A 12,619-nucleotide genomic window follows, 5' to 3' on the forward strand; every position below is an offset into this window, starting at 1 on the left:
CCGGCAAGTCTATCAAGAGGGGTGAATGCTAATTCCCAGCAGCGGAAACCGCTGATTCCTCGAACGGTCAAGTCTATCAAGAGGATGTATTGCTACTCGAACATCTCAATTTCGATCCGCTGATCGGTCATGTTGTGCAGCCTCTTTTCTTCCGCTTCGACCTTCGGATCTGGCCATGTGTGCGAATCGAAGACGCAACGGTATAACTCCCAATGCGTGCACAGTCGTACGAGGAGAACATGTTGGTGGATGACCTTGTATATCAGAAGCACGTCGTCTTCCACGTGACATTCCATGTATCCGGTAAGGCATCCTCTGCCGATCTTGAGGCGATGCGGATTACACGATTCGGGAACGCCGCCGTATTCCAGCAAATGGAAATCGAGCAGATCATAGACCGAATCGACCAGTATTGCCTGATATCTGCGTAGTCGTGCGATATCTGCATAAAACCAGTCGGTGGCATCGTATTCGATCATTCGGCGTCGACCTTATCGATGACGGCGCGAATGCTTGCCAGAAACTCTTCTTTGGAACGGTATCGACGGATGCCGGTAGGCAGATCGTTTCCGATGCTCAATTGGGTGGAAAGGGCGGCGATGGCTTCGCTGGTGCGTCTGCGCTGCGCGGCCTCGATGTTTCTGGCCCGTCGTTTCATGGTCAATGTGGACATGCTGCACCACCTTTCGTTACTGTTCCCAGCTTAGCTCGTGCGGCTTGCCGATGTTCTCGGTGGCAAGGGTGGAGTGCTAATTCCCAGCTTTAGTCATTGCCTTGAACTATCGGTGAGGATATCAGAATTCCGGCCAAAACTCCAATGGGTCGCCTGTGCTATCCGTCGTAATGGCACGGCCGTCGTGCCACCCAATCCATAGAACAAATGTTCGATTGTTCTGGTAGTCTGGGGAGAACGCCGCGGAATCGGTTCCGCGCGGATCCGCCGATGGGAGGTGATGGAATGGCTGACGGAAACCATTGGTCGCGCACATACATCGCGATCGATCTCAAGTCGTTCTATGCGTCGGTGGAGTGTGTGGAACGCGGTCTTGACCCGCTGCGCACGAATCTGGTGGTGGCCGACCGATCCCGTACGGCGAAGACCATCTGCCTCGCGGTCTCCCCGTCGCTCAAGGCGTACGGCCTGCCCGGCCGCGCCCGACTGTTCGAGGTCGAGCATACGATGTCGCTGGTGAACGCCGAACGGCGTCTGCACTCTCCGGGCCACCGGTTCTCCGGCGAATCGTTCGACGCCGACGAACTGGCCGCCGATCCCACGCTGGGGGCCGCCTTCATCGCCGCGAAACCGCGTATGTCGCACTACCTGCACTGCAGTGCGAAGATTTACGAGATCTATCTCAAATACGCCAGTGACGAGGATATCCACGTCTACTCCATCGACGAGGTGTTCATCGACGCGACCGGATACCTGCGGGCCATGGGCATGACCGGCCACGACATGGCCCGGACCATCGTCCGTGACATCTACCGCACCACCGGCATCACCGCCACCGCCGGGATCGGCACGAACCTGTATCTGGCCAAGGTGGCCATGGACATCGTCGCCAAGCACATGCCCGCCGACACCGACGGGGTGCGCGTCGCCGAACTGGACGAACGATCCTACCGGCGGATGCTGTGGTCGCACCGTCCGCTCACCGACTTCTGGCGGGTGGGACGCGGATATGCGCGCAAACTGGAGCGGCAGGGGCTGATGACGATGGGCGACATCGCCCGCTGTTCGCTCGGCCGCGCCTCGGACTATCACAACGAGGATCTGCTCTACCGCATGTTCGGGGTGAACGCGGAACTGCTCATCGACCACGCGTGGGGCTGGGAGCCGTGCACCATCGCCGACATCAAACGGTATCGCCCGGCCGATCACAGCATCAGCTCCGGTCAGGTGCTCACCGGTCCGGCCGATTTCGCCACGGGACGGCTGATCGTCAAGGAGATGGCCGACGATCTCGCCCTCGAACTGGTGGAGAAACGGGTGCTGGCCGACCGGATCGCCCTGATGGTCGGCTACGACGTCGGAAGTCTGGACTCCGCCCGGCTGGATTCGTGCGCGACCGACGAGGAGCGGGCCGCCGCGGTCCGTGCGGCGAAGGAGTATACGGGCGCGGTGTCGCTGGACCACTACGGGCGTCGGGTGCCCAAACCGGCGAACGGATCGATCGACCTCGGCGGGCATACGGCATCGGGTACGAGGATCCGGCAGGCCATGACGGATCTGTATGACCGGATCGTCAATCCGCTGCTGCAGGTGAGACGCCTCACCGTGGTGGCCGGCGGATTGAGGACGAAGGAGGAGCTTGACGCCGAACGCCGGTATGAGCAGCCCGATCTGTTCGCGGTCGCCGCGGTGGATGCCGACGGATTGCTGACGGATGTCGGCGGATTGCAGACGGACGGGTCGGCGGTCGGTGCGGGGGAGGGCGGAGCCGGACCGACGCAGACCGAGGACGCGGACATGCGGTCGTCGGACGATCGGGAGACCCGGGTGCAGGAGACGCTATTGAACGTGAAACGACGATTCGGCCGGAACGCCGTGGTCAAGGGCATGAACCTGGAACAGGGCGCCACCGGACTGCAGCGCCACACGCAGATCGGAGGCCATGCCGCATGAAATTCGAATCCACGCGCCGATACGATGACATCATCGATCTGCCGCATCACCGGTCCACGAAGCATCCCCACATGCCGATGCGCAACCGAGCCGCACAGTTCATGCCATTCGCCGCGCTCGCCGGCTACGACGAGATCATCGCCCAGACCGCCAGGGAGGTCCGCGAGCGCGGCGAATGATCGGCCGATGTCGGTATGCGATGCCGGGTGTGGTGTCTCGATAAGCCGGCAGGGGATATTAGTGGTCCGCGATTTGCTGGCGTATGCGTGCCGCGGCCTCATTGCGGATCGTGGCGATGGTCTTTCCGTATGATTCCACGGTTCGGCTAACAGTCGAAAGGTGCTGTGCTATTTCACCGATCCGCTCCGGAGGAATCAGCTTCGCGTGTCGTTGTTCTTTGACTTTCTGCTGTCGTTGTTGCTCCGCTAGTTGTTGCTTCCCCTTGTCGCTGAGATAGTCGTCTATTGCGGTGGGGGCTTCGTATCGTTGTCGCAGCATGGAGGAAAACGATTCCACGAGTTCAAAGCGGTCAAGCCGTATCTCCTGCTCCACGCGTTCCCGTTCCTGTTCGGCTTCTTGGGGGTCGTCGCAGAGTCTTCTGCACATATAGGCTTTCACCAGACGCTCGTAATCACTGCGGATCATTGGATCGAACATGTCCACGATGATTTCGGACATGACGGTTGATCCATTTTCCACCCTTATGCCGTCGATGATTTCGGGCTTGAGCTCCAGCAACAGGGCGATCGCACCGGGGTCAATTCCCAGACGGTCGGCGAGGGCCTGCTCATCGTAATGTCGGGCTTCCATGTCGCCCATCAGATACGGAACGTCGACGCCGAGGCAGTCGGCCAATGCCAGCATCTTCATATATGAGGGGAATCCTTTGCCGTCAGCGGATACGTGCTCCCATCGCCAGACATCCTTGACCTTGCAGCGGCCGAATCCCCGAAGCTTCATCTCATCGGCAAGACCCTGCTGGGTGAGCTTGCGTTCTTTTTGAAGTCTACGCAGATTCTCGTTCCATTGTCGTATTTGATATGCCCATGCCATGGGTATATTTTACTGATATTTAAACGACATACGCACTATAAAACCCATGGTGAGGTAATCCATTCGCGAATATGGTGGGAGGCAGAAGACGATTCAAAGCGCCACGCGAATTTGAATATCGATACGGCATGAATGGAAAGGAACTGTGGAAGTCATGGACGAAATGATTAACGCAGCGGAGAATTCTCCCGAGAGCTCATCGCGATACGATCGAGCGCGACGGTGGGCGCGTAACCATCGAACCGTTCTTATCATGGGAGCCGTTGGCATTGGCACTGTCGGAGCATGCGTGGCCGCATATGTCTGTTCTCGGGAATCGAGCGAGCCCAACACCCGGGATTTCACGCCTATGGATCATCTGGCAAAAGGTTGTGACGCCATATTGTCTGATCCGTCTGGCTCCTCAGACACGGAATGTGAGCGTATACTGCGCATCGATTCTCATCTGCGTCGACTTCCTGAAGGATGGATTCGATCGGCGGGCAAGGAACTTGAAATGTCCGCATTGGGATATGGTGGTTTGCCATCGAACATTACGTACGTCGATTCGTATGATCGGTCATACTAGAGGAAGACGCATTCAAGGAGGAATGATGAAATATCAAGTGACTATGTGCTACCCGGACGGGGATGTGGAATGCGGCGAGCTATTCGATACCATGTCGGAAGCGGAATCATTCGCACAGTATCAGATAAGCTGCTACAGGACCGGGGGCGAGGTGCTGCATATGTCGAGTCCGGGGGATTATCCGCTTTCCTCTGATGCGGACAATATCGACTACAGCATTTCGGAAATCGAGGAATGACCATACGCTGACCGAGGATTTGGTCGAGTCCGGTGCTCTGTCGTTTTGGATGAGGCGATTGGAAGCCTTGACCGAATCAGGGGACCTATCATGGATGGTGTTCCCTATTGGAAAGGAACCGATGATGTCCGAAGACAATGTGTTCATTATGGATGGGATCAAAACCCAATGGGATGACACCACGATGGTGGTGTCCGAACTCGGCTTCGATCGGACCGCCACGTTGGATGATCACGGCAACATCCTGACATCCACGTTCGGCAAGGCAGGGGAGCCCTTTCTACATCACTGGTTCGAGAAGATGAAGCCGATGATCGACGATTTTCGAGCCATCGACCGGGAATATGCCGATGCCTGAGATCTTCTTTCTGGCCGGATACAGCATCTACTTCAGCACACTGGATCGGGAGCATGGTGTTCACGTTCATGTGGCGCGTGGAGGACGGCGGGATTTGGCGAGATTCGTGCTGCATGAGGATGGTACGGTGTCGCTATCCCATAATCATGGCAAAATTCCTCCGAAGCATATACGTTTGATACACGCGGCTCTGGTCCGGGGATTCGATGAGGTTGTCGATGCTTGGCGAAGGCTGTTCGGTGAGGATATTCATTTTGATCGTTGATCGGGGGATATAGGGGATCGGTTGAGTGCCGCGCATCCCTTGCCACGCTATTCGGTATGGATTCGCTTACCACCTTGGTTGGCTTTGCCGATGGACGCCCGCGGCGGGGATGCCGGGTGTGTTCTCGCGGCGAAAACATGGCTGTTGATGGCGGTGAAAAGTACTGCCCCCCCATACCATGACTGTAGGGCAGTGATGCCGGGGGTTGTGAACCATCAGGCTAAGGAGACGATCATGAGCGTGATCGACAATGTAGGCAATGCGGCGAAGAATGTGGCGGACGGCGTGGGCAAAGCCGCGTCCGGAGCCGCGGCCAGCGCCGCCAATACGGCGAACAAGGTCAAGGAGACCGTGCAGAACATCGGCTCCACCGTGCTCACGCAGGAGCAGATGTCTGAAATCCTCGACAAATGCTACGACGCGGCGTTGAACGGCATTCCCAAGGTGAGCAAAAGCAGCGACGATATGGCGCAGGAATATCTGGATCGTTACGGTTCGCCGGAGAAGGCGGCCAAACGGTTCATCGCCAATCAGATCGCCAAATGCTCCACCTCCGGGTTCGTCACCGGCTTTGGCGGGCTGCTGACCCTGCCGGTGTCCATCCCCGCCAACATCAGCAGCGTGATCTACGTGCAGATGCGCATGGTCGCGGCTCTTGCCTACATGGGAGGCTACGACACCCATGAGGATGAGGTGCAGACGCTGGCCTACCTGTGCCTCGTGGGTACCTCCGTGACGGATACGGTGAAGAAGACCGGCATAGAAGTGGCGAACAAGGTCACCATGGGCATGCTGAAGAAGCTGCCCGGCTCGGTACTGACCTCCATCAACAAGAAGGTGGGATTCAGGATGCTGACCAAGTTTGGCACCACGGGAACGGTCAATCTGGTGAAGGTCGTGCCGGTCGCCGGAGCGTTGGTCGGGGCCGGCATGGATTTCGCCGGCACGAAGGTCATCGCCGATCGCGCCTACAACGCCTTCATTCTCAAGCAGATCGACTGATCCGATCATCGAAAAAAGGACAAAAAGGGCGTTGCCGCCGGAGTCATCATGCTCCGGCGACAACGCCCTTTTGATTATCGGCGATAATCGGCAGCCCGGCTATCAGGCGGTGAAGTACTCGACGCCGGCCTCGAAGATCGGCTGGTACTTGTTGCCCGGCACGTTGAGGTACAGGCCATTGCCGCTACGCTCCGAGTGGCCCATCTTACCGAACACGCGGCCGTCGGGGCTGGTGATGCCCTCGATGGCGAGCAGCGAGCCGTTCGGGTTCACGTCCAGATCCATGCTCGGCACGCCGGCCTCGTCCACGTACTGCGTGGCGATCTGACCGTTGGCCTTGAGCTCGGCCAGCACCTCGTCGGAGGCGACGAAGCGGCCCTCGCCGTGCGAGATGGCCACGGTGTGCACGTCGCCCACCTCGGTCTTCGCCAGCCACGGGGAGAGGTTCGAGGCCACGCGGGTGCGCACGAGTCGGCTCTGGTGGCGGCCGATGGTGTTGAACGTCAGCGTCGGGCAGGCGTCGGTCATCGGCACGATGTCGCCGTACGGCACCAGACCCAGCTTGATGAGCGCCTGGAAGCCGTTGCAGATGCCCAGCATCAGACCGTCGCGGTTCTTCAGCAGGTCGCGCACCGCCTCGGTGACGGCCGGGGCGCGGAAGAACGCGGTGATGAACTTCGCGGAGCCGTCGGGTTCGTCGCCGCCGGAGAAGCCACCGGGGATCATCACGATCTGGCTGCGGCGGATCTCGTCGACCAGCGCCTGCGTGCTTTCGGCCACGGCCTCGGGGGTGAGGTTGTTGATCACCAGCGTGGAGGCTTCGGCACCGGCGCGCTCGAACGCGGCGGCCGTATCGTACTCGCAGTTGTTGCCGGGGAACACGGGGATGATCACGCGCGGCTTGGCGATCGTGGCGGAGGAGTGGCTCACCTTGCGGCCGGCGGTGTAGTTCACCGTCTCCACGGCCTCGCCCTTGCCTCGGTACGGGAACACCTCTTCGATGCCGTGCTCCCACGCCTCCTGCAGCGTGGCGAGGTCGAGCGTCTCGCCGGCGGCGGAGAACTCGTAGGCCTCGGTGGTCTCGCCGATCCGGCCCATGCACACCAGATTGCTCACGGGCGGCAGCTTGGCGTCGTCGGCCAGCTCCACGACGAAGCTGCCGTACGCCGGGGTGAACAGGTCGTCCACGGCGATCGACGGGTCGAGCGCCACGCCGATGCGGTTGCCCACGGTCATCTTGAACAGCGTCTCGGCGGTGCAGCCGTAGCCGGGCGTGGCAGCCGCGGCCACCATGCCGTCCTCGATCAGGCCCTCCACCACGGACAGCGTTTCGATCAGGCTCTCCGGATCGGGGGTGAGTCCGTCGGCCTGATAACGCGGGGCGATGCGCACCAGCGTGTGACCGGCCTTCTTGAACTCGGGGGAGACGGTGTTGCCCATCGGGCCGCAGGCCACGGCGAAGCTGATCAGCGTGGGCGGCACGTCCAGATGCTCGAAGGTGCCGGACATGGAGTCCTTGCCGCCGATCGCGCCGACGCCGAGATCGACCTGCGCCATGAGCGCGCCGAGCACCGCGGCCATCGGCTTGCCCCAGCGTTCCGGCTCGTCACGCAGCTTCTCGAAGTACTCCTGGAAGCTCAGGTAGGCGTTCTCGCGCTTGAAACCGGTGGCCACCAGCTTGGCGATGGACTCGACCACGGACAGGTAGGCGCCGGTGAACTGGTTGCGGCTCATGATGTACGGGTTGAAGCCCCATGCCATCGCCGAGGCGGTGGTGGTCTCGCCGAACACCGGGAACTTGGCCACCATGGCCTGGCTCGGGGTGAGCTGGCGGCGGCCGCCGAACGGCATGAGCACGGTGCCCGCGCCGATCGTGGAGTCGAAGCGTTCGGATAGGCCCTTGTTGGAGGCCACGTTGAGATCGGTGACCAGGCTGGTCATGCGGTCGGCGAGCGAGCCGGCCATCCACGGGGTCTCATACGATTCGGGGGCCTTGACGTGCACGTCCTGATGCTTCGGCGCGCCGTTGGATGCGAGGAACTCGCGGCTGAGATCCACGATCGCGTCGCCGTTCCACACCATGGTCATGCGCGGATCCTCGGTCACGGTGGCGATCACCGTGGCCTCGAGGTTCTCCTCGCGGGCATAGCCGAGGAACTCGTCCACGTCTTCGGCGGCCACGTCCACGGCCATGCGCTCCTGAGACTCGGAAATGGCCAGCTCGGTGCCGTCCAGACCCTCGTACTTCTTCGGCACGGCGTTGAGATCCACGTACAGGCCGTCGGCCAGCTCGCCCACGGCCACGGAGACGCCGCCCGCGCCGAAGTCGTTGCAACGCTTGATCAGGCGGCAGGCGTCGCCGCGGCGGAACAGACGCTGCAGCTTGCGCTCCACGGGGGCGTTGCCCTTCTGCACCTCGGCGCCGTCGAGCTCCAGGGACTCCACGTTATGCGCCTTGGAGGCACCGGTGGCGCCGCCGATGCCGTCACGGCCGGTGCGGCCGCCCAACAGGATGATCTTGTCGCCGGGGGCCGGGGTTTCGCGACGGACGTGATCGGCCGGGGTGGCTGCCACGACGGCACCCACCTCCATGCGCTTGGCCACATAGCCCGGGTGGTAGATCTCATCGACCTGACCGGTGGCCAGACCGATCTGGTTGCCGTAGGAGGAGTAGCCGGCGGCCGCGGTGGTCACCAGCTTGCGCTGCGGCAGCTTGCCCTGCAGCGTCTCGCTCACCGGCACGGTCGGGTCTCCGGCGCCGGTGACGCGCATGGCCTGATACACGTAGGAACGGCCCGACAGGGGGTCGCGGATGCAGCCGCCGATGCAGGTGGCCGCGCCACCGAACGGCTCGATCTCGGTGGGGTGGTTGTGCGTTTCGTTCTTGAAGAGGAACAGCCAGTCCTCGTCGTGGCCGTTGACGTCCACCTTCACCTTGACGGTGCAGGCGTTGATCTCCTCCGACTCGTCGAGGTTCTTCAGCACGCCGTGCGCCTTGAGGTACTTGGCGCCGATCGTGCCCATGTCCATCAGGCACACCGGCTTGGCGTCGCGGCCCAGCTCGTGGCGGATGGCGAGGTACTTGTCGAACGCGGCCTGCACCGTGGCGTCGTCGATCGTCACGTTCTCCAGTCGCGTGCCGAACGTGGTGTGACGGCAGTGGTCGGACCAGTAGGTGTCGATCACCTTGATCTCGGTGATCGTGGGGTCGCGGCCTTCCTCGGTGAAGTAGCGCTGGCAGAACTCGAGGTCGGCGAGATCCATTGCCAGGCCACGCTCGTCGATGAACCGCTGGCCGGCCTCGGCGTCCAGCGTGCGGAAGCCGTCGATGACCTCCACCTTGCCGGGCACCGGCACCTTGGTCTTCAGCGTCTCGCGGGTGGCCAGCGACGCCTCGCGGGCCTCGACCGGGTTGATCACGTAATGCTTGATCGCCTCGACGTCATCGTCGGCGAGATCGCCCTCGAGCACGTACAGCTTGGCGGAGCGCACGGTCGGCCGTTCGCCCTGGCTGATCAGCTGGATGCACTCGCTGGCGGAATCGGCCCGCTGATCGAACTGGCCGGGCAGGTACTCGATGGCGAACACGCGGGCGCCGCCGAAATCGGGCAGATCGTACGCCACATCGTCCACCTGGGGCTCGCTGAACACGGTGGGCACGGTGCGGGCGAACAGCTCCTCGCTGATGCCCTCGACGTCGTAGCGGTTGATCACCCGCAGGCCGGACAGGCCCTCGACGCCCACGATGGTGTTGAGCTCGCCCTTCAGCTGCTGGGCCTCGACGTCAAAGCCGGGCTTCTTCTCTACATACACGCGATAGACCACGCTATCATCCTTCCGAAACGATAGAAACGATAGAACAGGGATGGAAAGGATAGAAAAGGCCCGCATCGTAATGGATACGGGCCGGTAATCGTCTTACTTGATCTCGACGCCCTCGGCCTTGGCCAGAGCCTCGAGGCGGGAATCGATCTCCTCGTAGGCCGGGATGATCGAGCCCAGACCGCGGCGGAACAGGTCCTTGTCGAGGTGCTCGACCTTGCCGGAGTGGTCCTTCTGATCCCACAGGCGGCAGGTGTCGGGGGTGATCTCGTCGGCCAGCAGGATCGTGCCGTCGGAGGTCTTGCCCTCCTCGATCTTGAAGTCCACCAGCTTCACGTCGATCTTGGAGAAGATGTCGGAAAGCTGCTTGTTGACCTCGCGGGCCTGACGGGAGATCTCGGCGAGCTCCTCCTCGGTGGCGATGCCCAGCGCGATGATACCGTCATCGTTGATGAACGGGTCGCCCAGATCGTCGGACTTCAGGCAGAACTCGAGGATCGGCTTCTTGAGCTCGGTGCCCTCCTCCACGCCGTAACGCTTGGCGAAGGAGCCGGCGGCCACGTTGCGCATGATGATCTCCAGCGGGAACATCGTCATCTTGCGCACGAGCTGGTCGGTCTCGTTGATCTGCTTGATGAAGTGGCTTTCCACGCCGCGGGCCTTGAGCAGGTCGAACAGCACCGTGGTGATGCGGTTGTTGAGCTGACCCTTGCCGGCGATCTGCTCCTTCTTCTCGCCGTTGAAGGCGGTGGCTTGGTTGGAGTACTCGACCCACAGCACCTCGGGGTCGTCAGTGGCGTACATTTTCTTGGCTTTGCCCTCGTAGAGCTTTTCCAGCTTCTCCATCATGACCTTTCTCACAGCGTTACCGGAGTGAAAATCAGGGGTGAATAATCGTCAATTACGATACCAAGCGGCGGCTACAATTCGCCGTTTCGGCGCCCCGCCGCTTGGTATCGCGTTGGTGGCCTGCCGCTAGGCCTGTTACTTGACGTCCTCGACGTCGGCCTTGAGCATCAGCGCCACGTCGCGGGCGCGTCCGCGGGCCTCGCATTCGGTGCGTCCGGTGGCCAGCGCCACCGCCATGCGCCGCTCGCCGTCCACGCCGGGCTTGCCGAAGATGCGCAGATCGGTGAACGGATTCGCCAGCGCTCCGGCGATGTTGGTGAACGTCACCTCGCCCTTGCCGTGGATCACGATCGCGTGGCTCGCGTACGCGAACTTGGGGTCGCGCAGCTCCACGGCCTCCGCGCTCACGCCGACGCCGAGAATCGCGTAGGCATGCAGCGTGAACTCGTTGAGGAACTGGGAGATCATCGTCACCATGCCCGTGTCGTGCGGGCGGGGGGAGACCTCGTTGAACAGCACGTCGCCGTTGCGCAGCACGAACAGCTCCACGCCGTACACGCCCCAGCCGGTCTCGCCGTTCCTGCGGGCCAGATCGGTCAGTCCCTGCACGATCCGCTCGGCATAGGAGCGGGCGGTGGCGCGGGTCTGGTCGGTGATCGCCGCCCGCTGCCAGGACTCGCGGTAGTCGCCGTCCTGCTGGCGCTGGCCGATCGGCTCGCAGGTCACGACGCCGGAGCTGGAGCTCACGGTGAGCACGGTCAGCTCGTAGTCCAGCGGCGCGAACGCCTCCACCACCACACGGCTGGTCTGATGCTCCTTGGCCACGCGGCCTTCGGTCTGCGCCACCTGCCAGGCGTACGGCACGTCCTCGGCGCTCCTCAACACCGACTGGCCGTGACCGGACGAGCTCATCACCGGCTTGACCACGCAGGGGAAGCCCACGGCCTCGGCGCCGGCTGCCAGTTCCTCCTCGCTGCCGGCGAAGCGGTACGGCGTGGTGGGCAGGCCGAGATCCTCGGCGGCCAGACGGCGCAGACGCTCGCGATCCATGCAGATCTGGGCGGCCTCGCAGCTGGGGACCACCTGAATGCCGGCCTTGGCGGCGCGGGCCAGTTCGTCGGTGGCGATCGCCTCGATCTCGGGGATGACGATGTCGGGCTTCACCTCGTCGAACAGGGCGCGCAGCTGGGCGGGGTCGGCCATGTCGAGCACTCGGGCCTCGTGGGCCACCTGCTGGGCGGGGGCGCCCTCATAGGAGTCGGCGGCGCACACCCATACGCCCACGCGCATCAGGGCGATGGCGATCTCCTTGCCCAGTTCTCCGGAGCCGAGCAGCAGCGCGCGGGTGCGGGTGCGGCCAAGCGGGGAACCCAGCGGATGATCGCGCACGACGACGGGACGGTCGGCGGGGTCGGAATCGTTGGGGGAAACGGTGTTGACGGTGTTGACGGAATCAATGCGGGAGGATTCGTTCATGCCTCCATTGTGACATCTTCGACGGCATTCGCCCACCATGCGGGTGTGGCGCGGGTCGGTGGATGTGGTGGGTGTATCAATGACGTGATCGGGTGCAATCAGGCGCAAACGGCTTGATATTGCAACGGTCCGGCGGCGTGGAGACGTGCCGCGACACGCCGAAGGGAGCTCGAGTTGCGGGCCGGCGATATTCCTGTATAGTTTTCACCTGTTGCGCGGAATTGGTTCGCCAAGATCACGCACATGGTGGCTATAGCTCAGTTGGTAGAGCATCTGATTGTGGTTCAGAAGGTCGCGTGTTCGAGCCACGTTAGCCACCCCGAAGTCAAGGGCTTCTCCGAAAGGAGAGGCCCTTTTTCGTT

The 12,619-nt window shown here is 62.0% G+C and carries 12 protein-coding genes, 1 tRNA gene and 1 CRISPR repeat array (1 of these 14 running past the window's edge); of the genes, 7 read left to right on the plus strand and 6 right to left on the minus strand.

From position 1 onward, the window contains the following. Positions 1-40: direct repeats of the CRISPR family, unit length 36 nt; unit sequence CAAGTCTATCAAGAGGGGTGAATGCTAATTCCCAGC; it begins 1,148 nt to the left of the window's first position. 52 nt (positions 41-92) lie between these two features. Continuing rightward, positions 93-479 carry a type II toxin-antitoxin system YafQ family toxin gene (locus CSQ87_RS11250; protein ID WP_423734756.1) on the minus strand — a complete coding sequence of 129 codons (387 nt, stop codon included), beginning with the start codon at positions 477-479 and terminating at the stop codon, positions 93-95. Next, positions 476-673, minus strand: a complete 198-nt coding sequence (locus CSQ87_RS00555; protein WP_133122308.1) for a hypothetical protein — start codon at positions 671-673, stop codon at positions 476-478. The genes CSQ87_RS11250 and CSQ87_RS00555 overlap by 4 nt, the downstream gene beginning before the upstream one ends. Positions 674-958: 285 nt before the next feature. Between CSQ87_RS00555 and CSQ87_RS00560 the strand changes: the two genes are divergently transcribed. Further along, complete coding sequence (locus tag CSQ87_RS00560) at positions 959-2,626, plus strand: Y-family DNA polymerase (protein WP_100511903.1); 1,668 nt, start codon at positions 959-961, stop codon at positions 2,624-2,626. Then, entirely contained in the window at positions 2,623-2,805 is a 183-nt protein-coding gene (locus tag CSQ87_RS00565; protein ID WP_100511904.1) for a hypothetical protein, read from the plus strand. Before CSQ87_RS00560 ends, CSQ87_RS00565 begins: the two co-directional genes overlap by 4 nt. Positions 2,806-2,863: 58 nt before the next feature. On the opposite strand, the gene CSQ87_RS00570 is transcribed toward CSQ87_RS00565, so the two are convergent. Next, complete coding sequence (locus CSQ87_RS00570; protein WP_133122309.1) at positions 2,864-3,679, minus strand: helix-turn-helix domain-containing protein; 816 nt, start codon at positions 3,677-3,679, stop codon at positions 2,864-2,866. A 593-nt stretch (positions 3,680-4,272) separates the two neighbouring features. Here CSQ87_RS00570 and CSQ87_RS00575 point away from each other — a divergent pair. The 4 genes from CSQ87_RS00575 (at position 4,273) to CSQ87_RS00590 (ending at position 6,110) form a co-directional block, all read left to right on the plus strand. After that, the gene (locus tag CSQ87_RS00575) at positions 4,273-4,485 is read left to right on the plus strand and encodes a hypothetical protein (protein WP_165776667.1); all 213 of its coding nucleotides are present in this window, start codon (positions 4,273-4,275) and stop codon (positions 4,483-4,485) included. A gap of 121 nt (positions 4,486-4,606) precedes the next feature. Further along, positions 4,607-4,843, plus strand: a complete 237-nt coding sequence (locus CSQ87_RS00580; RefSeq protein ID WP_100511907.1) for a hypothetical protein — start codon at positions 4,607-4,609, stop codon at positions 4,841-4,843. Further along, positions 4,836-5,108, plus strand: a complete 273-nt coding sequence (locus CSQ87_RS00585; RefSeq protein WP_165776668.1) for a DUF4160 domain-containing protein — start codon at positions 4,836-4,838, stop codon at positions 5,106-5,108. Before CSQ87_RS00580 ends, CSQ87_RS00585 begins: the two co-directional genes overlap by 8 nt. Positions 5,109-5,342: 234 nt before the next feature. Then, positions 5,343-6,110: an EcsC family protein gene (locus CSQ87_RS00590; RefSeq protein ID WP_100511910.1), complete on the plus strand. Its 768-nt coding sequence runs from the start codon at positions 5,343-5,345 to the stop codon at positions 6,108-6,110. A 102-nt stretch (positions 6,111-6,212) separates the two neighbouring features. Here the strand turns inward: CSQ87_RS00590 and CSQ87_RS00595 are convergent, their stop codons facing one another. The 3 genes from CSQ87_RS00595 to purT all read right to left on the minus strand — a co-directional run bounded on the left by CSQ87_RS00595 (position 6,213) and on the right by purT (position 12,257). After that, positions 6,213-9,935: a phosphoribosylformylglycinamidine synthase gene (locus CSQ87_RS00595; RefSeq protein WP_100511912.1), complete on the minus strand. Its 3,723-nt coding sequence runs from the start codon at positions 9,933-9,935 to the stop codon at positions 6,213-6,215. Between the two features lie 93 nt (positions 9,936-10,028). Next, positions 10,029-10,778: a phosphoribosylaminoimidazolesuccinocarboxamide synthase gene (gene purC, locus CSQ87_RS00600; RefSeq protein WP_100511913.1), complete on the minus strand. Its 750-nt coding sequence runs from the start codon at positions 10,776-10,778 to the stop codon at positions 10,029-10,031. 138 nt (positions 10,779-10,916) lie between these two features. Further along, positions 10,917-12,257 (minus strand): formate-dependent phosphoribosylglycinamide formyltransferase, encoded by a 1,341-nt coding sequence (gene purT, locus CSQ87_RS00605; RefSeq protein WP_100511914.1) that lies wholly within the window; start codon positions 12,255-12,257, stop codon positions 10,917-10,919. A gap of 246 nt (positions 12,258-12,503) precedes the next feature. Here purT and CSQ87_RS00610 point away from each other — a divergent pair. Continuing rightward, positions 12,504-12,576 (plus strand) — tRNA-His (locus CSQ87_RS00610). The last annotated feature ends 43 nt before the right edge of the window (positions 12,577-12,619 follow it).

Origin of the sequence: Bifidobacterium simiarum (assembly GCF_002802905.1) — a bacterium.
Taxonomy (GTDB): Bacteria; Actinomycetota; Actinomycetes; order Actinomycetales; family Bifidobacteriaceae; genus Galliscardovia; species Galliscardovia simiarum.